Consider the following 21,127-nt stretch of genomic DNA (forward strand, 5'->3'; position numbering starts at 1 on the left):
TCCTCTCACCGATAATCAGGGTATGGCTCAAATACTACTTACCCCCGCCCAGCGCAAAGATCACCGCGCCGATGCACACCATCTGGACGCCGTTGTGATGATCGGCGCGGACGGCTTGACCGCTGCCGTTACGAAGGAAATCGACGCCGCGCTGAAGGCCCACGGACTGATCAAAGTCCGCGTGCAGTCCGACGATCGCGCCGGCCGCGAGGCGATTTTCCAGACCGTGACCACCGAGCTGAACGCCGCGCCCATCCAGCACATCGGCAAGTTGCTGGTGATGTGGCGGCCCATGCCCCCCAAGGAAAAAAAGATCAACGAAGACCGCATGGCCGCCCCGCGCGATGTAAAAGTGCTGAAAAACAGCTCGCGTTACGGCCAGCGCCCCGAGGTCAAAATCCTCCGCGTACTGGGCAACCAGCGCCTGACACCGGGCGGCACCGTCAAACGCGCCAAAAAGCCCAAGCTGCAAAGTCTCAAGAAACGGTCGCAGGACTAAGCCCCTGTTCGCACCGGGCAAACGCCGGGCCTGTCCGGCGTTCGTTTTTCCATTTCTCCTGTCTCTTTAGATTTGGCGCCACCGCCCACAGCTAACAGCCATGACCTCACAGAACCCGCTGCTCGACTTTTCCGACCTTCCCCTGTTTGACCGCATCCAGCCCGAGCATGTCGGCCCCGCGGTCGACGTCTTGCTGGCAGAGGCCGAAAAAGCCCTGGCGCAGGTCACCGCGCCGGCATTTCCGGCGCGCTGGACCGACATCGCCGGGGTGCTGGACATTGCCACCGAGAACCTGAGCCGCGCCTGGGGGGCCGTCAGCCACCTCAACAGCGTGGCCGACACACCCGAGCTGCGCGCCGCCTACAACGCCGCCCTGCCCCGTGTCACCGAGTTCTGGACCCGTCTGGGCGCCGACGAGCGGCTGTATGCCAAATACAAGGCCATTGACGCGGCCAGCTTGAACGCCGAACAACGCCAGGCGCATAAAAACGCCGTGCGCAACTTTGTGCTGTCGGGTGCCGAGCTGGTGGGCGCCGCCAAGGAGCGTTTTGCAGTCATCCAGGAGCGCCAGGCCGAACTGAGCCAGAAGTTCAGCGAAAACGCGCTGGACGCGACCGATGCTTACGCCTATTACGCAACCGAAAGCGAACTGGCCGGCGTGCCGGCCGATGTGATTCAAACCGCCCGTGCGCAAGCCCAGGCCGAAGGCAAAGACGGTTACAAGCTGACGCTGAAAATGCCCAGCTACCTGCCGGTCATGCAGTTTGCGGCCAGCTCCGCCCTGCGCGAGACCTTGTACAAGGCCTACAGCACCCGCGCCAGCGACCAGGCGCCCGCAGAATTCAGCAAGTTTGACAACAGCGCCGTGATGCAGGAAATCCTGGCGCTGCGCCTGGAAGAAGCTCAGTTGCTGGGTTATCGCAATTTCGGCGAGGTGTCGGTGGTGGCCAAGATGGCCGACTCGCCCGAACAAGTCATCAGCTTCCTGCACGACCTGGGCCGGCGCGCCAAGCCTTATGGCGTCAAGGACGTGGCCGACCTGCGCGAATTTGCCGCCCAACAACTGGGCCTGGCCGATCCGCAGCCCTGGGATTTCGCCTACATCGGCGAAAAACTCAAGGAAGCGCGTTACGCCTTCAGCGAGCAGGAAGTCAAAGAATATTTCACCGCGCCCAAGGTGCTGGCAGGTCTGTTCAAGATTGTCGAGACCCTGTTTGAAGTGGCGATCCGCCCTGACAGCGCGCCAGTGTGGAAGCCCGGCGTCGAGTTTTACCGCATCGAGCGCGACGGCCAGTTGGTCGGCCAGTTTTACCTGGACCAGCCGGCCCGCACCGGCAAACGCGGCGGCGCCTGGATGGACGACGTGCGCGCGCGCTGGTTGCGCCCCGACACCGGCAAGCTGCAAACGCCCGTGGCGCACCTGGTCTGCAATTTCGCCGATGGTGTGGGTGGCAAGCCCGCGCTGCTGACGCATGACGACGTGACCACCTTGTTCCACGAGTTCGGCCACGGCTTGCATCACATGCTGACCCAGGTCAACGAGCGCGATGTTTCCGGCATCAGCGGCGTCGAGTGGGACGCGGTCGAGCTGCCCAGCCAGTTCATGGAAAACTTCTGCTGGGAGTGGGAAGTGCTCAAACACATGACGGCCCACGTGGACACGGGCGCTGCGCTGCCGCGCGTACTGTTCGACAAGATGCTGGCCGCCAAAAACTTCCAGAGCGGCATGCAGACCTTGCGCCAGATTGAGTTTTCGCTGTTCGACATGTTGCTGCACACGCAATACCAGCCCGGCGACGACGTGATGGTCTTGCTCAACCATGTGCGCAAGGACTACGCCCTGATCACGCCGCCAGCCTACAGCCGCACGGCACACACCTTCAGCCACATTTTTTCCGGCGGTTACGCGGCCGGTTATTACAGCTACAAATGGGCGGAAGTGCTGTCGGCCGATGCTTATGCAGCCTTTGAGGAAAGTGCGAAAAACACCACAGTGGCAGGCCAAAACACCGATGTAGACGCCGCACCCAGCACGGTCAGGGTCGAAACTGGCAGAAAATACCGCCAGGCCATTCTGGAAGCGGGCGGTAGCCGCCCGGCGATGGAATCGTTCAAGGCTTTCCGCGGCCGCGAACCAACCATCGACGCGTTGCTGCGCCACCAGGGCATGGCCTGACCCGACCTTGGAGCAAGCATGACATCGACCGCTATCAAATTTGCAGCTGGCAGCGCCCTGCTGGTGCTGGCTACAGGCCTTTTCTCTTCTGCATCCCAGGCCCAGCCGGTGTACCGCATCGTCGGCCCCGACGGCAAGGTCACCTTCTCCGACCAGCCTCCGCCCGCCACCACCAATGCCAAAGTCACCTCAGGGTCGGCTGATGGCAGCAAAGGGGGCGCCAGCGCGTCCCTGCCTTTTGAGTTGCGCAAGGTCGCCGGCCAGTACCCGGTGACCCTGTACACCGGCGACAACTGCGGCCCCTGCACCTCGGCCAAGTCCATGCTGACCGCCCGCGGCATTCCCTTCGCAGAAAAAACCGTCAAGACCTTTGAAGACACACAGGCGCTGCAACGTATGAGCGGCGACAGCTCGCTGCCGTTCCTGACCATTGGCAGCCAGCAACTCAAGGGTTTCTCGGACGCGGAATGGACGCAATTTCTCGACGCCGCCGGTTACCCCAAATCCTCGGTGCTGCCCGCCAGCTACCGCCAGGCGGCAGCCACCCCCCTGGTGACAGTCAATGCCCCAGCGGCCGCGCCTGCCGCTCGCAATGACAGCGCAGCACGGTCGGCCGAACCAGCAACAACACCCGTCGCACCACCGCCCAGCGCGAACAATCCTTCCGGTATTCGTTTCTAGGCCTTCCCCGTGCTGCCCCGCCCCGGGCGGAGACCATCGTTCGGCATCACGCTGCGTTGGTGGTTTGCCTTGGGCAGTAGGTTGGACTCCCCACTCCCACCCCTAACCCCTCCCTCGCCCCGCTGGGCGATGGAGGGGGACTTCATTTGGCCTTGTGTGCTGCGTCCGCGTGCATGAATGACAGTCCCCGCTTGTCATTCCGGCGCATGCCGGAATCCATCCCCGAATCCGAACCCACCCCTTCTGTCTGCGCCGAGGAGCGCAGGGCCAGTCGGATCAGGGCGAGCGATTGTCTGAGCCGAAGGCGAGTTCGAGCTCGACCCCGACTGGACCGAGCACCGCAGGTTGCCCCTGAGCGCCAGCGAAGGGGTCGCAGACAGCAGGGTCGCCTTTTCTTTTGCTTACTTTTCTTTTGGCGACGCAAAAGAAAAGTAAGTTGCCGCCGGGCAACCCCGGCCTACGGGCAAACAACAAACAACCGATTCAAGGCAAGCCTGAACCGGCCAGCGCCTTAAAACGTCAACGTCTTAACCCCGTCAGCCGTCCCCAACAAACAAACGCTGGCCTTTTGCAACGCAAACACCCCCACCGTCACCACGCCTGGCCACTGGTTGACCTGCGACTCAAAGGCCAGCGGATCGCTGATCTTCAGGCCGGTCACATCCAGAATGTGTTGACCGTTGTCGGTCAGCAGCGGATGCCCGTCTTTCAGGCGCACGGTGGCCGTGCCGCCCAGCGCCGCAAACTCGCGGGCTATGCGTTGTGTGGCCATGGGAATGATTTCCACGGGCAGCGGAAACTGGCCCAGCACCTGCACCAGCTTGGATTCGTCGGCAATACAGACAAACTTGCGCGACTGGGCGGCCACGATTTTTTCGCGCGTCAGCGCCGCGCCGCCACCCTTGATCATGTAACCGGCGTGGTCGATCTCGTCAGCGCCGTCGATGTAAACGGCGAGCTCATCGACCTCGCCGGCTTCAAACACCTGGATGCCTAACGCTTTCAGCCGCTCGGTCGATGCCACCGAACTGGACACGGCGCCGGCAATCGTGTGTTTGATGCTGGCCAGCGCATCGATAAATTTATTGACGGTGGAGCCGGTGCCGACGCCGACGATGGTGCCGGGCTCGACATAATGCAGGGCCGCTTGGCCCACCAGTGTTTTGAGTTCGTCTTGGGTCATGGCAAAAGGCTCGGGTTGCGGTCAGTGGGTGGGGTTTTGCGACAATGGGCTTGTCGCACAGAACAAAGCAAATTATCCAATGTCCCTGCTCCCTTACGCTCTCGCCCGCCCATTTTTATTTGGCCTGGACCCGGAAACCGCCCACGAACTGACCATGGCCTCGCTGGCGCGCACCCAGCACACGCCGCTGGCACTGGCCTATTGCAGCAACCGCGTGAACGACCCCATCGAGCTGGCCGGCCTGAAGTTTCCGAATCGCGTCGGCCTGGCCGCCGGGCTGGACAAAAACGCCCGCTGCATCGACGGCCTGGCCGGCATGGGTTTTGGCTTTGTGGAAGTCGGCACCGTCACACCCAAGGCGCAGCCGGGCAACCCCAAGCCGCGCATGTTCCGCCTGCCGCAGGCCCAGGCCCTGATCAACCGCCTGGGCTTTAACAACGATGGGCTGGATGCCTTTATCGCCAATGTGCAAACCTCCACCTTCCGCCGCAAAAACAACAAAAACCCGCTGCTGCTGGGCCTGAACATCGGCAAAAACGCCGCCACGCCGATTGAAAACGCGGTGGACGACTACCTGATCTGCCTGGACGGTGTCTACCCGCATGCCGACTACGTGACGGTCAACATCTCCAGCCCCAACACCAAAAACCTGCGCGCGCTGCAAAGCGACGAGGCCCTGGACGCCTTGCTGGGTCGTATCGCCGAGCGCCGCGAAACCCTGGCCGCACAACACGGCAAACGCGTGCCCCTCTTCGTGAAAATCGCGCCCGACCTCGACGAAGCCCAGGTCGACGTGATTGCCGCCACACTCAAGCGCCACGCCATGGACGGTGTGGTCGCCACCAACACCACCTTGAACCGCGACGCCGTCAAAGACATGCCCCACGCGGAAGAAGCCGGCGGCCTGAGCGGCGCACCGGTGCTGGCGGCCAGCAACCGCGTGATCGGCCAGTTGCGCGCGGCACTGGGCAAAAGTTTCCCCATCATCGGTGTGGGTGGCGTGCTCAGCGGCGCGGACGCGGTCTCCAAAATCAAGGCCGGCGCCGACGTGGTGCAGATCTACACCGGCCTTATCTACAAAGGCCCGGAACTCGTGCAGCAGGCCGCATTGGCCGTTAAAAACAGCCGCTAGCCCAATCAACAAGGGCGCAAGCAGCTATTTAATTGGTAGCAAAAAAAAAACGCCTCCGCACTAAAGCCGGCTTATCATTTCACGCATTTGCAGGCCAAGGTCCAGCAAGGGCGAACTCAGTTCGCTGATGACAACTTGCTGCAGGGCCTGGCTTGTCACACTCATGTTGAGAATGTAAACAGGGTGATCGTCCATGACGATGGGTGTTGCCAGGGCAACCACTTCCGGCTGCCATGACGCGACGCAGTAGCCCTGCCGGCGAACGTTGTCGATGGCTTCCGTGATCTCGCGCTCCAGCTCCCGCCATCCCGACAGGCGACGCGCCTTGAATTGCGCCATCAGGACCTGCCGCTGCGAATCCGACACCACCGCCAGATAGGCTCGGCCCAAGGACGTCAATTCGATCGGAACCCGCTGACCCGCCACGACGTTGCGCAAGGACACCTTTCGGTTGTAGCGAACCGATTCCAGGTACACCATCTCATCGCGATCGGCCACCGCCAGACCGACGTTGACCTTGAGCTTTTCGGCAACGCTGCGCATCATGGGCGCCGCCACTTGCAGTACGGGCGAACCCGAGCGCATTGCATGCGCCAGGCTCAGCACGGGCGCGGCAAGGCGATAGGCGCGATGCAAATGGTCGTGCTCCAGCAATCCGGTCCCGACCAGTGTCTGGGTCAGGCGGCTCACCGTTGCACGAGACAAACCGGTGCGCTCGGCCAACTCCCCATTGCCCAGCAAATCGGTTCCCGGACGGAAGGCCCGCAGAATCTCGACGCCACGCTCCAGCGAACGGTTCTGGGCCGGCTGCTCCAGCCGCGCATGTCGCTGCGGCGTCTCGGGTGAACTCTTCATCGGTATTACCGCGCCTTGATATCAATTCCATCAGATGGAATTGGATGGGGTGCGCTCCGCGAGTTTACTGCCTAAACTGGCCTCGGAAAGAACGCCAGCCAACAGGACGCCTGTTAATCACAAGCCACACCTGAAACTCACTGCAAACCGGGAGACATTCCATGCAGAAGCACCTCACGTCGACCATCAACAAGCTGAAGGCCGTCCTGGCCATTTTTGCCGCGGCCAGCTGCCTTGCACCGTCCCTGGCCCAAGCCGTCTATCCGGATAAACCGGTGCGCATCATTGTGCCGTTCGCACCCGGAGGCGGGACGGATCTGATCGCCCGCACGCTGGGCGCCGGCATGTCGCAGGAGCTCGGCCAGACGGTGATTATCGAAAACAAGCCGGGTGCAGGCACCATCATCGGCAGTGACCTGGTCGCCAAGAGTCCCCCCGACGGCTACACCATCGTGATTGCCACGTTTGCGCATGCCTTGAATCCGAGCCTCCAGCCCAAACTCCCCTACGCGACGGACAAGGCGTTTGCCCCCATCATGCTTATCGGCCGTTCACCCAACGTGCTGGTTGTCAGGTCAGACAGTCCGTACAAATCCGTCAAGGACATCATCGCCGCCGCGAAGGCCAAGCCGAAGACGCTGACATTTGCGTCCCAGGGCAATGGCACATCGGCGCACCTGGCGGGTGAACTCTTCAAGAACCTCGCCAGGGTCGATCTGACCCATGTGCCCTACCGCGGCGCCGGCCCGGCACTCACCGACCTGCTCGGCGGGCAGGTGGACATGATGTTCGCCACGGCTGCCGCCGTTGGCAGCTTCCTGGATGGCGGCAAACTGCGCGCTCTTGCGGTCACGACAGTCGAACGCTCGCCGGCACTCGCCAACGTACCCACCATCGCCGAGAGCAACGTACCCGGCTACGCCGCCGACAGCTGGTATGGCCTGTATGCGCCTGCCGGCACACCCCATGAGGTGATCGCAGCCCTGAACACCGCGGCCAGGAAAGCGGTGCAGATGGACACCTTCCGCAAGCGGGTCGAGGATGAAGGCCTCGTCATCAGCGCCGGCACGCCCGCCGAACTGGACCGCTATGTCCGCGCCGAAGAAGCCCGCTGGCGCAAAGTGGTCAAGGAAAACAACATCACGGTCGACTGAGGCCACCAACATTGCAAGGATTTTTGACATGAACACCCATTTGATCGATCTGCAGGTTCAATCCGGGATTGCCACCCTCTGCTTCAATCGCCCGGAAAAGCGCAATGCCATGAGCGACGACATGCGCACCGAGTTCATCGTCGCGCTCGAACACGTCGCCAACGACAAATCGATCCGCGCACTCGTGCTCACCGGCAACGGCAAGGGCTTTTCCGCAGGCGGTGACGTTGCCGGCATGGAGCGGCGCATGCAGGCGCCGATCGGCGAGGTGGGCTTCAACGGCTGGAGCCGCCAGCAGCGTGTGCACCACACCGTGTCGCTGTTGCACACCATGCCCAAACCAACCATCGCTGCGGTCAACGGTGCCGCCTCGGGCCTGGGTGCGGACACGGCCCTGAGCTGCGACTTCATCATCGCCAGCGAAGCTGCCAGCTTCACCTGGTCCTACATCAACCGCGGCCTGATTCCGGACGGCGGCGGCATGTACTTTCTGCCTCGCCGCGTCGGTCTCGCCAAGGCAAAGGAACTGATTTTCAGCGGTCGCAAGGTCAACGCCGATGAGGCGCTTCGCCTCGGTATCGCCGACCGGATGAGCAGCGCCGAAACCCTGCTGGCCGACGCGCAGGCCTGGGCCACCGAGCTAAGCCAGGGTTCCGCGACCGCGCTGGCCCTGGGCAAGACCATCCTGAACCAGACGTTCGAGCTGTCGGCGAACCAGGTGTTCGCCCAGGGCAGCCAGGCCCAGGGCATCTGCTACACGAGCAGCGAACACCGTGACGCCGTGATGGCATTTCTGAACAAGAGCGGCGACAAGAACACGCCGCAGCGCCCCAGCCAGGACTAAGCGACATGGATGCCATCTCCCGTCTCCTCAAGCCGCGCAGCGTGGCCGTCATCGGCGCGTCTGCGGACCTGAACAAAACCGCTGGTCGTCCGGTGGCCTACCTGCGCAAGCATGGCTTCAGCGGCGCCATCTACCCGGTCAATCCGCGCGTTGAGAGCATCGACGGCCTGCGTTGCTATCCGGACATTGCCTCCTTGCCCGAGGTGCCCGATGTCGCCATCGTGCTGCTCGGCGCTGAGCGCGCGCATCTGGCGGTGGGCGAGCTGGCCCGGCGCGGGACGGCTGCGGCCATCGTGCTGGCCAGCGGCTACACCGAAACGGGCGAGGAAGGCGCGCGCCGGCAGCAGCAATTGATGGAGGCAGCCGGCAGCATGCGTCTGCTCGGACCGAATACCATCGGCCTGGTCAACCTAAGCGACAACATCCCGCTGTCGGCCAGCGGCGCCCTGGCGATGGAGCATTTTCCGGTGGGCTGCATCGGTGTGGTGTCGCAAAGCGGCGGCATCCTGGGCGCCCTGCTCTCGCGTGCCGCGGCACGCGGCATCGGCTTGTCCAAGTTGATTTCAACCAGCAACGAGGTGGATCTCGAACTGGCCGACTTCGTCGATTACCTCGCCGACGATGAAGCCACCAAAGTCATTGCGCTGTATGTCGAAAGCGTGCGCAACCCCGACAAATTCCGCGCGGCCGCGCTGAAGGCAGCACGCGCAGGCAAGCCGGTCGTGGTCTACAAGATTGGCCGGTCCGAGGCCGGCGCCCAGGCGGCCGTCTCGCATACCGGCGCGCTCGCTGGTGCAGACCGCATGTACGACGCACTGTTCAAACAGGTCGGCGTGATACGGGCCCAGAACTTCAGCGACCTGCTGGACATCCCGGCGGCCCTGTCAACGGAGCGCGTACTGGCAGGAAAACGCGTGGCCATTCTGACCTCCACCGGAGGCGCGGGCACGCTGGTCTCCGACAGCCTGGGTGTCTCGGGCTTCGAGACGTCGGCGCCCGACGTGGTCACCGCTGCCCGGCTGCGTGCATTGCAAACCGGCGACCACGCCGCACTGGACCGGAATCCGATCGACGTCACGCTCGCCGGTCTGCAGCCGGCCTTGTTGCGCGGTGCCATCCAGGCCTTGCTCGACAGTCCCAGCTATGACGCGCTCATCATCATCGTCGGCTCCTCCAGTCTGGCGATGCCGGAGCTGATGGCCGACGCCATCCAGGATTGCCTGCACACCAGCGACAAGCCGGTCCTAGCCTTCGTGAGTCCCCATGCGCCGGACGTGACGGCCCTTTTGAACCAGCGTGGCGTGCCGGCATTCACTGCGCCCGAGAGCTGCACCGTTGCCCTCGACGGCATGTTGCAGGTCGCCCGCTGGAAAGCGCCTGTCGCAACGGGTGTTGCCCCTGTGCAGGTCTCGATAGACGACTTGCCTGCAGGCTCACTGGACGAAGCCCAGGCCAAGGCCCTGTTCGCGCGCTTCGGCGTGCCGGGCGTACGCGAAACAGCCGTCTCGACACCTGAGGAAGCCGAGCATGCCGCAAGCGCACTCGGCACCCGCGTGGTGCTGAAAATTCTTTCCGCAGAAATCACCCATAAAAGCGATATCGGCGGCGTGGCCGTCAACATCAGTCCGGATCAGGTGGGCGCACGCTTGATGGCGATGGCGACCGAAGTCGAGGTCAGGGCTGGCGTCACGCCCAAGCGATTCCTGGTCCAGGAAATGGCATTGGGTGGCACCGAACTGATTCTCGGCCTGCACCGGGACCCGCTGGGGACCGCCATCCTGCTCGGCATGGGCGGCATCACGGCCGAGCTTTTCAAGGACACGGCCATGCGGCTGCTGCCGGCACAGGGCGGGTTGAGCCGCGACGAGGCATTGGCGCTCGCCCAGGAACTGAAGACCTGGCCTCTGCTCGACGGATTCCGCGGTCGCCCCAAGGCCGATGTGGAGGCATTGGTCTCGGCGATCGTGGCCTTCTCGCAGATGGCGGCGCAGATGGGTGGCCGCCTGATTGAGGCCGAGATCAATCCGCTGTTCGTTTTTCCGCAAGGCCAGGGTGTGCAGGCAGCCGACGGTGTCGTCGTGCTGGGCGCCTGAGATGAGGTCGGCCGCGGTGGCGCTTGACTTGCTGATTCCGACCAATCAGGCGGTCGAAAGCGACGAACAGGCGCGCGCCTTGATCGCTCGCCTGGAGGCCCGGGCACAACGGCACAGCCTGGAGTTCGAAGGCCGCCACATTTGCTGGCGCCGTTTCGGCGAGGGCCCCCCGCTTGTGTTGGTGCACGGTGGCCACGGCAGCTGGCTGCACTGGGTGCGCAACATCGAGACGCTGGCCCAGCGTTTTACTGTCTGGGTGCCCGACCTGCCCGGCTACGGTGACTCGGATGACGCCGGCTCCGCTGGTCTGCAGAATCTGCTCGACGCAACGCTGGCCAGCCTTGATACGCTGGTCGGAGCCAACACCCTGATCGACCTGGTCGGGTTTTCTTTTGGCGGCCTGGTTGCGGCCCATATGGCCGCGCAACGGCAGATGATCCGCCGATTGGCACTGCTCGGGCCCGGGGGCCATGCTGGACAGCGGCGCCCCCGCGGCAAACTGATGAATTGGCAAAAAGCGGCAGACGAGGCGGCTTTGGCGGCCTGCATGCGTCACAACCTGGCCATGCACATGGTGCACGATCCGGCACAGATTGACGCACTGGCCATGCGCGTGCACACCGATTCGTGTCGGCGTGCGCTATTTCGCAGCAAAAACATCTCCCAGGCAGGTGGCTTGAGCGCAGCGCTCGATCAACAGGGCAGCGAGCTGCTGCTCGCCTGGGGTGAACACGACGTGACGGCAGAGCCCGGCGTTGTGGCACAGACCCTGACGGCAGGCTATCCCAGGCGCCAAGCACACATCGTGCAAGGTGCGGGTCACTGGGTGCAGTACGAACAGGCCGATGAGATCAACCGCATGCTGCTCGGCTGGCTGGACGCAGCGTAGTTTGCTGAATAACCATCGTGTTACCGAATCATCACAACCAGGAGACAAGAATGAAATTTCCCCACCAGAGCCGGCGCGAATTCATGCAGCCACTGGCAGCCGCGCTGGCCAGTCCGGCATTGGCAAGCCTGGCCACATTTTTTCCGGGCAGTGCGCAGGCACAGTCTTTTCCGACCAAGCCACTGCGCATCGTTGTGCCATTTGCACCGGGTGGACCCACTGATTTGATGGCCCGCGCTATCGGCAAAACCATGTCACAGGGTCTGGGTCAACCGGTCATCATTGACAACAAATCCGGTGGCGGGGGTGTCATCGCACTGGGTGAGGTGGCCAGAGCCCCGGCGGATGGCTATACGCTGGTGTTTCCGTCCATCCTCTCCGTCACCAACCCGGCACTCATGCCCAATTACCCCTATGACATGGCGCGGGATTTCGACGCGATCACGGTGGTTGGGTTCATCCCACATGCACTGGTGGTTCGACCGGACTTTCCGGCCAAAAAACTTGCGGATCTGGTCGCCATGGCAAAAGACCGGCCCGGCACGCTGGCCTACGGCTCCTCTGGCAATGGAACCTCCGCCCACCTGGCGGGCGTGGCAATGGAACCTCCGCCCACCTGGCGGGCGCCATGTTTGCTCAAATCGCCGGCATAAACGTGACGCATGTTCCCTACCGCGGAGCCAGTCCTGCCGTGCAAGATTTGCTAGGCGGCCAGATCCAGTTCATGTTTCTGGACATGAGCTCCGCCCTTTCGCAGATCAAGGCCGGCAAGCTGCGGGCGCTGGCCATCGCCCCGGCCAAGCGCATTTCGGTGCTGCCAGATACACCCAGTATTGCCGAGCAAGGCTACCCCAGCTTCAACATCCGGGCATGGTACGGACTGCTGGCACGGGCAGGCACCCCCCCGGCCATCATTCAAAGGCTGTACACCGAGACCAAGCGGGCGCTCGACAGCCAGGAAGTCCGCGAGATTTTCCTTGCGCAAGGCATCGAACCGGGGGGGATGCCGCCGAATGAGTTCGCCACATTGATCAAGGAAGACTTGGCGCAATGGAAACGTACGATCGAGCAGTTGAAGATCAAACTTGAGTAGCAACCTCAAACACCACCTACCCATGCGCATAACCATCCCGGACGACTATCAGGACTGTGTCCGCCATCTCAAGTGCTTTGCTGCGCTGGCGGATCACGACGTGACCGTGTTCAACGACACGGTCAAGGACATCAACACGCTGGCGGCGCGGTTCGCCGATACGCAAGCCATTGTCCTGACGCGTGAACGCACCATCATCACGGCTGAATTGCTGGATCAATTGCCACATCTCCAGATGATCAGCCAGACCGGAAAACTCGCCGGGCACGTGGACCTGGCTGCATGTACGCAGCGCGGCATTGCGGTCGCCGAAGGCAGCGGCACCGGATCGGCCACCGCAGAGATGACCTGGGCACTGATCATGGCAAGTCGTCGCAATCTCGTCGCAGAAGCGAACCGGCTGCGCGGCGGACTTTGGCAAGGCTCGATCGGGCAGCAGCTACAGGGCCAGCGCCTGGGCATCTGGAGCTACGGCCGCATCGGGCAACAGGTTGCAGCCTATGGCAGGGCCTTCGGCATGCGGGTCTGGGTCTGGGGGCGTGCCGGGTCAAGCGCCCAAGCCCAGGCGGATGGTTTTGAACTCGCGCCTTCACGCGACGCCTTCTTTTCAGACAGCGATGTGATCAGCCTGCATGTGCGCCTGAATGCCGACACCCAGGGCATCGTGGGTGAAACGGATCTCGCCCGCATGAAGTCCAGCGCATTGCTGGTCAATACCAGCCGGGCCGAATTGATCGCACCGGGCGCATTGGCGCAGGCGCTCCGTCTTGGCCGGCCTGGGTTTGCCGCGGTCGATGTGTATGAAAACGAGCCCGTGCTTGGCGCAGCCCACCCGCTGCTGCAACTTCCCAATGCGCTTTGCACGCCGCATCTTGGTTATGTCGAAACCGACAACTACGAGCGTTACTTTGGCTTGGCGTTTGAGCATATCAATCACTTCGCCGCCGGCCGGTCTACCGGCCTCGTCAACCCCGAGGTCATGCAACAGCTGCGGCGGTAACCGTTACGCCTGGTCAAGCAGGGTGCGCACACACTCGCCAATCGCCAGTGAACTGGTCAGCCCGGGCGACTCGATGCCGAACAGATTGACCAGCCCAGGCACGCCGTGCTGGTCCGGCCCCTGGATCACAAAATCTTTGGCGGGTGCGCCTGGCGGCTGGATTTTGGGGCGAATGCCGGCATAACCGGCGATCAGCGCGCCGTCGGGCAGCGCTGGCCAGTATTTGCGGACTTCGGCGTAAAACGCATCGCCGCGCGCCGGGTCCACCTGCAGGTCATCGGGCGAGTCCACCCACTGCACGTCGGGGCCAAACTTGGCCTGGCCACCCAGATCCAGGGTCAGGTGCACACCCAGTCCGGCCAGGTGGCTGTCGGGTTCGGGCACCGGGTAGATCAGGCGGCTGAAGGGCGAGCGACCGGACAGGGTGAAGTAATTGCCCTTGGCGTAATAAGGCGTCGGCACAAACTGCGCATCCAGCCCCTGGAAATACTGCGCCAGCGCCGGCGCCTGCAGGCCGGCGGCATTCACCACGCTGCGGGCGACCAGCACCGTGCCGTCATCCGCTACCAAAGTGATCGCTGCTTGCGAACATTCAGCGCGGGCTAGAGGCGAATTAAAGGCGACAAACCCGCCGGCATGTTCCAGATCACCTTGCAGCGCCAGCATCAGCGCGTGGCTGTCCACAATGCCTGTGCTGGGCGAATGCAGTGCCGCCACACAGGCCAGTGACGGCTCCATGGCCTGCGCCTCCTCGCGTGTGAGTAGCACCAGGTCGTTCACGCCATTGGCAGCGGCCTGGGCCTGGATGGCGGGCAGTTGCGCAGCCTGCGCGGGACTGGTCGCGACCAGCAGTTTGCCGCAGCGCTGATGGCCTATGCCGCGTTCGGCGCAGTAGGCGTAGAGCTGCTGCTTGCCTTCTACACACAGACGGGCTTTGAGCGAGCCTTGCGGGTAATAAATACCGGCATGAATCACTTCGCTGTTGCGCGAACTGGTGCCCGTGCCTATGGCATGGGCGGCTTCGAGCACGATCACCTCGCGGCCCTGCAACGCCAGCGCACGCGCCACCGCCAGGCCGACCACGCCCGCGCCTATGACGACGCAATCGACTTGCTCCATTCAAGCTTCCTTCTCAAAATTTTCAACCACATGAACTGTCGGTCGTTGACGTTCATGCGCCAAGCCACGGCCCGATGACCCAGTGCCAAAGTGCAAAAGTGGCGCCGATCCAGATGGCCACGATGAAAGCAGCGCCGGCGCGACTGCTCGGCTTGTTGCCTTGGGTCTTCATCCATTGGTCAGCGCGATCACGGCAGTCTGCGAGAACAGGCGCCGGGATCATCCTGATCGTCAGCCAGATCAAGCCGGGCAGCAGGATCACATCGTCAAGATAGCCCAGCACGGGAATGAAGTCCGGTATCAGGTCGATGGGACTGAGGGCGTATGCCACGACGAAAATGCCCAAGGCCTTGGCGTACCAAGGAACGAAAGGGTCCTGGACGGCAAACCAGAGCGTCACGCCATCGCGCTTGATTTTCTTTGCCCATCTTCTCAACCGATCAGCGACAGACACCTTGAGCCCCCTCCACGACAGACTATGCCACGCGGGATTTTTTCATGACCTGCGTCAAACAAGGTCATATCGTTGTCGCGATTTTCACTTTCCATGTCGCCAGACACGTGCCGTCCACCGTCCAGCCGCTTACAAGGTGCGCGGATCGGTTTGCAGCAGCAACTGCACCAGGGATTGCAGATGGGTTTTCAGCGGTGCAAAACCGTCGTTCATCGCCAGCGTCTCTTCGTTCATGTAAAGCTTGCGGTTGACTTCAAGCTGGATGCTGTGGCGCTGCTCGGCCGGCTCGCCGTAACGGCGCACCAGTTCCACCCCTTTGTTGGGGTGGTAGACCACGCGGTAACCCAGGCTGGTCAGGTGCGTACACAGCAGTTGGGCCAGCGGCTCGCTGGCGGTGGAACCGTCGCGCGTGCCGACCACAAAGTCGGCATGGGCCTCGCCCGGAAACTCGCTGCCCTGGCTGAGTGCTGTCGCCGGCATGGCGTGGCAGTTGAGGTGAATGCTGTAGCCGTGGCACGCGTGCGCCGTGTCGATGGCATTGGCTACTGCGTCGTGGTAAGGCACCCAGCAGCTGGCGATACGCGCCTGCACTTCGGCCACGCTGAGCTTGCGCTGGTAAATCGGCTCGTCACCCTCGGCCAGACGCCAGATCAGGCCTTTGCCGAAACGCACCTTGCTCATCACCTTGGCATCGGTGGCCACGGGTTCGGGCCAGGCTTCGTCAAACAGGCTGACATCGATCTCGGCGGTGTCGCGGTTGGCATCGATGTAGCTGCTGGGGAAAATCGCCTCGACCCAGCCGGCACCCAGCGCGGGGGCAAAGTCGTAAAGTTTTTCGACGTGGCTGTCTTCGGCACGGCGCAACGTTGGCAGCGCGCAATCAAAGGCAAAGTCCTCGGGGTAAGCGCTGCCGCTGTGGGGAGAATCGAGCACCAGCGGGGTGGTGCCGGGCAAAGAACGAACAAGTGAAGAAGTCATGGCTTGGATTGTGACCAGGTCGGGGAAGAATCGGCCTGTCCAGGTTATTGATCCAACCAGAACAGGGATGAGGAAAAAACGCCACCGGGGGATGGTTCGTCTGGAGTCGCTATAAAACCAATAGCTGCTTGCGCCCGCCCCATCTGGGCCAGGGCCGTATTTTTCTTAAGAACCGGGCTAAACAGGTGCTGCCAGCATCTCCTGCAGCAACCAGGTGCCGGCGCGGCCCAGTGGGCGCTGCCGCGACCAGACGGCATCCACCGGCACACGTTGTGGCCAGCCGCGTGCATCCAGCTCATGCAGGGTGCCCTGCGCAAAACGTGTGACCATCCAGCGCGGGATCGCGGCCCAGCCAAAACCCAGCACCGCCATTTCCAGCAACATCAGGTAGCTGGGCGCCGACCAGGAGCGTCGTGCGGCGGGCATGACCTGGTCGGCGCGGCCCAGGTAGGTGTCCAGCCGCAGCTCGCGAAAATTCGCCAACACGTCGGGTGTGACGTCTTTCATGCCGGCCAGGGCGTGGGTGCTGGCCACAAACAGCGTGATCTCCGACTGCTCGGCAATCGTGGCCGAACCGATGTCGGGCGGGTACATGCCTTGCGCCCCCACCACGCCGATGTGGGCGCGGCCGGTTTGCACCAGCGAGACCAGGTCGCCGTGTTCGGCGATCAGGCATTCAAATTCGAGGTCGGGAAAACGCTGCTCGAAGGCCAGCAACATGTCTTCAAAACGGTCGGACTGGTAGGTGTCCGACCAGACCACACTGAGTTTGGCCTCCAGCCCGCCGCCCAGCTGGCTGGCGGTCAGGTCCAGCCGGTCGCTGGCGGCCAGGATCTCCTGCACCTTGCCCAGCAACACCCGGCCATGTTCGGTCAGCGCCGGCTTGCGGCTGCTGCGGTCAAACAGGTTCAGCCCCAGATCAATCTCCAGGTTGGCGATGGCGCTGCTGACGGTGGACTGGCTTTTGCCCAGTTTGCGCGCCGCGGCCGAAAACGAGCCCAGGGTGGCGGCTTCGGCAAAGGCGGTCAGGGCTTCCGGGGAATGGCGCATGGAGGAGTAAATAAGATGATTTGACGGCTCATCCATCTATTTTTTAGATGGTTATTGATTTTAACCTATCCAAATAATCGATAAAAATAGAGCCATTACATCCAACAACCCATCCAGAGTTAGCCATGAGTCTCCAGAAATCAGTCAAAGAACGTTTTTTCCACGCCCTTGTTTTCGAGGTGCTGGCCATCGCCATTTGTGCGCCCCTGGGCGCCTGGCTACTGGATTATTCGCTGGCCCACATGGGTTTGCTGACGCTGATGATTTCGCTGATCGCGATGACCTGGAACATGGTGTTCAACAGCGTGTTTGACCGGGCGCAGCGCCGCCTGGGCTTCAAACGCACGCTGGGCGCACGCGCCGTGCATTCGGTGCTGTTCGAGATCGGCCTGATCCTGGCCGTGGTGCCCCTGGCCGCCTGGTGGCTGGACATCGGACTGTGGGAAGCGTTTGTGCTGGACATCGGCATCGTGCTGTTTTTCCTGCCCTACACCTTTGTCTTCAACTGGGGCTATGACCACCTGCGCGCCGTCATCATCGCGCGCAGGAGCCGCCAGGTATCGGCCGCCTGAGGCTACTTCATCTGCACCGAGCCTGAGACGTTGACCAGCACCGTGCTCAGGCCGGCTTCCACCGGAATGGCCGAGTCCGACATCGCGGCCTTGGCTTCCATGGCCATCATGCGCGGACGCATAGGCCCCTGGTCGTTGGCGTTGATGGACACTTCACGCAGCGTGTAGCTGGAAAACCCAAAACCCTTGGCGATCTCCGAGGCCTTGGCCTTGAAACGCTCAATCGCCTGGGCTTGCGCCTCGCCCTCGACACGGGCGCGCTGCTCGCGGCTCAAGGCAAAACTGACACTGCCCATGGTCAGGGTCTGAATCTTGCCCGCCGTGGCTGTGATGCGCGGGAAATCCTTGCCTTCCAGCACCAGTTCGGTCCGGCCCTGCCAGCCGTTGATCTTGCCGTCCTTGCTGTAACGCGGATACAAGCTGAAGTTGCCGGTGCGCACGTCCATCTGGCCCGGTTGCGCGGCTTTTTTGGCTTCGCTCAGCGCCACATCCAGCGCCTGCTTCAACTGGGTTTGCACCGTGGCGGCATCCGTGCCGTCGCGCGTGGTGCTCATGGCGATGCTCAGCAGGTCTTGCTGCACCTCCACCGAACCATTGGCCGACAACTGCGCCACGTTTTGCAGCGGTGGCTGAATATTCTGGGCCCACAGGCCGGTGCTGCAGGCCAGCAAGACGCAAGTTGCAATCAAATTTTTCGTGTTTTTCAAGTCTGGCTTTCCATGGAATAAATAAACAGGCTTTTGGTTAAAGCCCGGCGACAAGGCGCGAAGATAGCCGCTTTTGACCGCCCAGGCTGTCAGCATTTGCCGCTAGTTGCCGTCATCCGCCAACGCAAGCTTAGGCTGCGCTCCGCCTCTGTAGCTTGTCTGGCTTGATTGCAGCCGAAACATCTGTAACAGTGTGTCAAAATGCCCCCAAAAACGGGGATCTGCTTTTTTTGGCCCTCAAAATTGCTCTGTTACAAATTACGATGGCACCAATGACACAAGCTAGCAACACACCCCGCGCCGACAAGATTCTGATTCTTGACGATGACGTGCGCATTCGCGACTTGCTGCGCCGCTACCTGACGCAAGAAGGGTTTGAGGTCATCCTGGCGGAAGACAGCAAGGCGCTGAATCGCATCATGATGCGCGACGCCGTGGACCTGATCGTTCTGGACCTGATGATGCCCGGCGAAGACGGTTTGTCCATCTGCCGCCGCCTGCGCGCCGCCAACGACCGTACACCCATCATCATGCTGACCGCCAAGGGCGAAGACGTGGACCGCATCGTCGGCCTGGAAGTGGGTGCCGACGACTACCTGTCCAAACCCTTCAATCCGCGCGAGTTGCTGGCACGTATCCATGCCGTGTTGCGCCGCCGCCCCGCGACCGAAGTGCCGGGCGCCCCCTCCAGCGAGCAGGAAGTGGTCACCTTTGGCCCCTTCTCCTTCGACATGGGGCTGCGCACCTTGCAGAAAAACGGCGAGGAACTGCCGCTGACCACCGGCGAGTTCGCCATGCTCAAGACGCTGGTGCGCCATCCGCGCCAGCCGCTGTCACGCGAAAAACTGGCCCAGCTGGCACGCGGCCGCGAGTTCGAGCCCTTTGACCGCAGCCTGGACGTGCAGGTCTCGCGCCTGCGCAAACTCATCGAGGTCGATGCTGCGGTGCCGCGCTACATCCAGACCGTCTGGGGTATTGGTTATGTGTTTGTGCCGGACGGCACCAACTGATCCAGCCCATCACCTTGCCGCCGGCCCCACCCTGGGTTCCGGCTCGCCAGCTTCGCCTCCGCCCTTTCCACCGCCAGACTCCCAACCCGGTTTTGCATGCAAGCAACCAGCCCCGCCCCCCTGGAAACGGCTCCTGCCCCGCTGGAAATGCGTCCACGCGTCGGCCTGAACCTGTTCTGGCGCACTTTTTTCTTTCTGGCCCTGTTGCTGATCGGTTGCATCATCGCCTGGCTGCAAACCTTTCGGGCGCTGGAGGTCGAGCCGCGCGCCGTGCAAAGCGCCCAGCAACTGGCCTCGCTGGTCAACCTGAGCCGCGCCGCGCTGAAATATTCGGACTCCATCACGCGGGTCTGGCTGATCAAGACCCTGGCTGACGAAGAAGGTGTGCGTATTTCGCCGCGCGAGCCGCGGGACAAGTTCGAGCTGTTTGTCAACGACCCCTTCGGCGAACGTATAGGCGACGAGCTGGAGGCCCGCATGGGCGATGGCACGGTGGTCGCCAAATCGGTCAACGGCAAGCCCGGCCTGTGGGTCGGATTTTCCATCGACGGCGACTCTTATTGGCTGCTGACCGACCCCTCGCGCCTGGGCCCGGTGCAAGGCGGCACCTGGCTGATCTGGCTGATCACCGCGGCGATTTTGTCGCTGGTCGGCGCGGCGCTGATTGCACGGCTGATCAACCGCCCGCTCAAGCAGCTGTCGTTTGCCGCCAGCCGCATGCGCGACGGCGACTTTGACGCCAGTTTGCTGGACGAACAGGTGGCCACCAGCGAAATCCGCGAGGTCAACATCGGCTTTAACCGCATGGCCGAACAACTCTCCAAGATCGAGGAAGACCGGGTCATCATGCTGGCCGGTATTTCGCACGACCTGCGTACCCCGCTGGCGCGCCTGCGCCTGGAAACCGAGATGAGTGTGGCCGACCCCGAGGCCAGGGCCCACATGGCCGCCGACATCGCCCAACTCGACGCCATCATCGACAAATTCCTCGACTACGCCAGACCCGACCCGCCGCAGTTGATGCCGCTGTCGCTCAACAACATCATCGAGGCGGCCGTGTATGCGGTGGGGGAATACAGCGACATGCGTGTCCACGTGAACCTGCCGGGCCAGATCGTGGTGCTGGCCGACGAGGTGGAGTTGTCCCGCGTCATCGCCAACCTGCTGGAAAACGCCAGGCGTTACGGCAAGACCCCGGAAACCGGCATCGCCATGGTCGACATCATCGCCAAGGAACGCGACCAGTGGGTGCTGATCAAGGTGCGCGACCACGGCACCGGCGTCGCGCCGCACGCGCTGGACAACCTGACCAAGCCATTTTTCCGCGGTGATGCCGCCCGCACCGCCGCCACCGGCGCCGGCCTGGGGCTGGCGATTGTTGAAAAAACCATGCAGCGCATGGGTGGCGTGTTTGCCTTGGCCAATACCAGTTCAGGTGGGCTGGCGGCGCATATCAAACTAAGGCGGGGTTAGCCCCCACGGTTGCTCACTGCGTGTAGCGCCCTGCCCCCCGAGGGGGCCGCTGCGCCTGCGGCCCGGCGAAGCCGGTTCCGCGGCCCCGGCTGGTGGGGAGGGGTCAGTTCCAAGTCCCTCGCTGCGTTCCCGTTACGCATTAAATCGGCTTCTAGCCCTTATTTC

At 62.6% G+C, this 21,127-nt stretch carries 21 protein-coding genes; 14 read left to right on the forward strand and 7 right to left on the reverse strand.

All coding sequences use genetic code 11. From position 1 onward, the window contains the following. Positions 1-22 precede the first annotated feature (22 nt). The 3 genes from ACHMXK_RS13940 to ACHMXK_RS13950 all read left to right on the forward strand — a co-directional run bounded on the left by ACHMXK_RS13940 (position 23) and on the right by ACHMXK_RS13950 (position 3,356). On the forward strand, positions 23-499 hold the full coding sequence (locus ACHMXK_RS13940) for a YhbY family RNA-binding protein (protein ID WP_397441154.1): 477 nt from the start codon (positions 23-25) through the stop codon (positions 497-499). 100 nt (positions 500-599) lie between these two features. Then, positions 600-2,675, forward strand: coding sequence for a M3 family metallopeptidase (locus ACHMXK_RS13945; RefSeq protein WP_397441155.1), 2,076 nt, complete (start codon positions 600-602; stop codon positions 2,673-2,675). A gap of 18 nt (positions 2,676-2,693) precedes the next feature. Beyond that, positions 2,694-3,356 (forward strand): glutaredoxin family protein, encoded by a 663-nt coding sequence (locus ACHMXK_RS13950; RefSeq protein ID WP_397441156.1) that lies wholly within the window; start codon positions 2,694-2,696, stop codon positions 3,354-3,356. A 511-nt stretch (positions 3,357-3,867) separates the two neighbouring features. Here ACHMXK_RS13950 and rpiA read toward each other — a convergent pair. Further along, positions 3,868-4,539: a ribose-5-phosphate isomerase RpiA gene (gene rpiA / locus ACHMXK_RS13955; protein ID WP_397441157.1), complete on the reverse strand. Its 672-nt coding sequence runs from the start codon at positions 4,537-4,539 to the stop codon at positions 3,868-3,870. Positions 4,540-4,618: 79 nt separating this feature from the next. On the opposite strand from rpiA, the gene ACHMXK_RS13960 reads away from it, so the two are divergent. Next, complete coding sequence (locus ACHMXK_RS13960; protein WP_397441158.1) at positions 4,619-5,671, forward strand: quinone-dependent dihydroorotate dehydrogenase; 1,053 nt, start codon at positions 4,619-4,621, stop codon at positions 5,669-5,671. A 60-nt stretch (positions 5,672-5,731) separates the two neighbouring features. Here the strand turns inward: ACHMXK_RS13960 and ACHMXK_RS13965 are convergent, their stop codons facing one another. Further along, a complete protein-coding gene (locus tag ACHMXK_RS13965) occupies positions 5,732-6,526 on the reverse strand; it encodes an IclR family transcriptional regulator (protein ID WP_397441159.1) in 795 nt (264 codons plus the stop codon). Positions 6,527-6,687: 161 nt separating this feature from the next. Between ACHMXK_RS13965 and ACHMXK_RS13970 the strand changes: the two genes are divergently transcribed. The 7 genes from ACHMXK_RS13970 to ACHMXK_RS14000 are packed head-to-tail and all read left to right on the forward strand — an operon-like array spanning position 6,688 to position 13,599. Continuing rightward, positions 6,688-7,680, forward strand: a complete 993-nt coding sequence (locus tag ACHMXK_RS13970; protein ID WP_397441160.1) for a tripartite tricarboxylate transporter substrate binding protein — start codon at positions 6,688-6,690, stop codon at positions 7,678-7,680. A gap of 28 nt (positions 7,681-7,708) precedes the next feature. Next, complete coding sequence (locus ACHMXK_RS13975) at positions 7,709-8,524, forward strand: enoyl-CoA hydratase/isomerase family protein (protein ID WP_397441161.1); 816 nt, start codon at positions 7,709-7,711, stop codon at positions 8,522-8,524. A gap of 5 nt (positions 8,525-8,529) precedes the next feature. Next, positions 8,530-10,617: an acetate--CoA ligase family protein gene (locus ACHMXK_RS13980; RefSeq protein WP_397441162.1), complete on the forward strand. Its 2,088-nt coding sequence runs from the start codon at positions 8,530-8,532 to the stop codon at positions 10,615-10,617. A 28-nt stretch (positions 10,618-10,645) separates the two neighbouring features. Beyond that, entirely contained in the window at positions 10,646-11,506 is an 861-nt protein-coding gene (locus ACHMXK_RS13985) for an alpha/beta fold hydrolase (protein WP_397441163.1), read from the forward strand. A gap of 50 nt (positions 11,507-11,556) precedes the next feature. After that, positions 11,557-12,159, forward strand: coding sequence for a Bug family tripartite tricarboxylate transporter substrate binding protein (locus ACHMXK_RS13990; protein WP_397441165.1), 603 nt, complete (start codon positions 11,557-11,559; stop codon positions 12,157-12,159). Next, a complete protein-coding gene (locus ACHMXK_RS13995) occupies positions 12,135-12,599 on the forward strand; it encodes a Bug family tripartite tricarboxylate transporter substrate binding protein (protein WP_397441166.1) in 465 nt (154 codons plus the stop codon). Before ACHMXK_RS13990 ends, ACHMXK_RS13995 begins: the two co-directional genes overlap by 25 nt. Positions 12,600-12,621: 22 nt before the next feature. Continuing rightward, positions 12,622-13,599 carry a D-2-hydroxyacid dehydrogenase family protein gene (locus ACHMXK_RS14000; protein WP_397441167.1) on the forward strand — a complete coding sequence of 326 codons (978 nt, stop codon included), beginning with the start codon at positions 12,622-12,624 and terminating at the stop codon, positions 13,597-13,599. A gap of 3 nt (positions 13,600-13,602) precedes the next feature. On the opposite strand, the gene ACHMXK_RS14005 is transcribed toward ACHMXK_RS14000, so the two are convergent. The 4 genes from ACHMXK_RS14005 to ACHMXK_RS14020 form a co-directional block, all read right to left on the reverse strand. After that, complete coding sequence (locus tag ACHMXK_RS14005) at positions 13,603-14,718, reverse strand: NAD(P)/FAD-dependent oxidoreductase (RefSeq protein ID WP_397441168.1); 1,116 nt, start codon at positions 14,716-14,718, stop codon at positions 13,603-13,605. Positions 14,719-14,770: 52 nt separating this feature from the next. Next, positions 14,771-15,172 (reverse strand): YkvA family protein, encoded by a 402-nt coding sequence (locus ACHMXK_RS14010; RefSeq protein WP_397441169.1) that lies wholly within the window; start codon positions 15,170-15,172, stop codon positions 14,771-14,773. Between the two features lie 129 nt (positions 15,173-15,301). Further along, positions 15,302-16,150, reverse strand: a complete 849-nt coding sequence (locus ACHMXK_RS14015; RefSeq protein WP_397441170.1) for an N-formylglutamate amidohydrolase — start codon at positions 16,148-16,150, stop codon at positions 15,302-15,304. A 177-nt stretch (positions 16,151-16,327) separates the two neighbouring features. Next, positions 16,328-17,200 carry a LysR family transcriptional regulator gene (locus ACHMXK_RS14020; protein WP_397441171.1) on the reverse strand — a complete coding sequence of 291 codons (873 nt, stop codon included), beginning with the start codon at positions 17,198-17,200 and terminating at the stop codon, positions 16,328-16,330. A 125-nt stretch (positions 17,201-17,325) separates the two neighbouring features. Between ACHMXK_RS14020 and ACHMXK_RS14025 the strand changes: the two genes are divergently transcribed. Beyond that, entirely contained in the window at positions 17,326-17,772 is a 447-nt protein-coding gene (locus ACHMXK_RS14025; RefSeq protein ID WP_397441172.1) for a multidrug/biocide efflux PACE transporter, read from the forward strand. A gap of 2 nt (positions 17,773-17,774) precedes the next feature. Here ACHMXK_RS14025 and ACHMXK_RS14030 read toward each other — a convergent pair whose 3' ends face one another. After that, on the reverse strand, positions 17,775-18,479 hold the full coding sequence (locus ACHMXK_RS14030) for an SIMPL domain-containing protein (protein WP_397441173.1): 705 nt from the start codon (positions 18,477-18,479) through the stop codon (positions 17,775-17,777). Between the two features lie 272 nt (positions 18,480-18,751). Between ACHMXK_RS14030 and ompR the strand changes: the two genes are divergently transcribed. Beyond that, the gene (ompR, locus tag ACHMXK_RS14035; protein WP_318409501.1) at positions 18,752-19,489 is read left to right on the forward strand and encodes a two-component system response regulator OmpR; all 738 of its coding nucleotides are present in this window, start codon (positions 18,752-18,754) and stop codon (positions 19,487-19,489) included. A 96-nt stretch (positions 19,490-19,585) separates the two neighbouring features. Beyond that, positions 19,586-20,962 carry an ATP-binding protein gene (locus ACHMXK_RS14040; RefSeq protein WP_397441174.1) on the forward strand — a complete coding sequence of 459 codons (1,377 nt, stop codon included), beginning with the start codon at positions 19,586-19,588 and terminating at the stop codon, positions 20,960-20,962. The last annotated feature ends 165 nt before the right edge of the window (positions 20,963-21,127 follow it).

The organism is Polaromonas sp. UC242_47 (genome assembly GCF_044452385.1).
Lineage (GTDB): Bacteria > Pseudomonadota > Gammaproteobacteria > Burkholderiales > Burkholderiaceae_C > Polaromonas.

Excerpts from the sequence above, each read along its gene's own strand:
- ACHMXK_RS14040 (WP_397441174.1), top strand. The coding sequence starts at position 19,586 with ATGCAAGCAACCAGCCCCGCCCCCCTGGAAACGGCTCCTGCCCCGCTG.
- ACHMXK_RS13950 (WP_397441156.1), top strand. The coding sequence starts at position 2,694 with ATGACATCGACCGCTATCAAATTTGCAGCTGGCAGCGCCCTGCTGGTG.
- ACHMXK_RS13995 (WP_397441166.1), top strand. The coding sequence starts at position 12,135 with ATGTTTGCTCAAATCGCCGGCATAAACGTGACGCATGTTCCCTACCGC.
- ACHMXK_RS13965 (WP_397441159.1), bottom strand. The coding sequence starts at position 6,526 with ATGAAGAGTTCACCCGAGACGCCGCAGCGACATGCGCGGCTGGAGCAG.
- ACHMXK_RS14000 (WP_397441167.1), top strand. The coding sequence starts at position 12,622 with ATGCGCATAACCATCCCGGACGACTATCAGGACTGTGTCCGCCATCTC.
- ACHMXK_RS13945 (WP_397441155.1), top strand. The coding sequence starts at position 600 with ATGACCTCACAGAACCCGCTGCTCGACTTTTCCGACCTTCCCCTGTTT.
- ACHMXK_RS14005 (WP_397441168.1), bottom strand. The coding sequence starts at position 14,718 with ATGGAGCAAGTCGATTGCGTCGTCATAGGCGCGGGCGTGGTCGGCCTG.
- ACHMXK_RS13940 (WP_397441154.1), top strand. The coding sequence starts at position 23 with ATGGCTCAAATACTACTTACCCCCGCCCAGCGCAAAGATCACCGCGCC.
- ACHMXK_RS14015 (WP_397441170.1), bottom strand. The coding sequence starts at position 16,150 with ATGACTTCTTCACTTGTTCGTTCTTTGCCCGGCACCACCCCGCTGGTG.
- ACHMXK_RS13990 (WP_397441165.1), top strand. The coding sequence starts at position 11,557 with ATGAAATTTCCCCACCAGAGCCGGCGCGAATTCATGCAGCCACTGGCA.
- ACHMXK_RS13980 (WP_397441162.1), top strand. The coding sequence starts at position 8,530 with ATGGATGCCATCTCCCGTCTCCTCAAGCCGCGCAGCGTGGCCGTCATC.
- rpiA (WP_397441157.1), bottom strand. The coding sequence starts at position 4,539 with ATGACCCAAGACGAACTCAAAACACTGGTGGGCCAAGCGGCCCTGCAT.
- ACHMXK_RS13975 (WP_397441161.1), top strand. The coding sequence starts at position 7,709 with ATGAACACCCATTTGATCGATCTGCAGGTTCAATCCGGGATTGCCACC.
- ACHMXK_RS13960 (WP_397441158.1), top strand. The coding sequence starts at position 4,619 with ATGTCCCTGCTCCCTTACGCTCTCGCCCGCCCATTTTTATTTGGCCTG.
- ACHMXK_RS13970 (WP_397441160.1), top strand. The coding sequence starts at position 6,688 with ATGCAGAAGCACCTCACGTCGACCATCAACAAGCTGAAGGCCGTCCTG.
- ompR (WP_318409501.1), top strand. The coding sequence starts at position 18,752 with ATGACACAAGCTAGCAACACACCCCGCGCCGACAAGATTCTGATTCTT.
- ACHMXK_RS14025 (WP_397441172.1), top strand. The coding sequence starts at position 17,326 with ATGAGTCTCCAGAAATCAGTCAAAGAACGTTTTTTCCACGCCCTTGTT.
- ACHMXK_RS14020 (WP_397441171.1), bottom strand. The coding sequence starts at position 17,200 with ATGCGCCATTCCCCGGAAGCCCTGACCGCCTTTGCCGAAGCCGCCACC.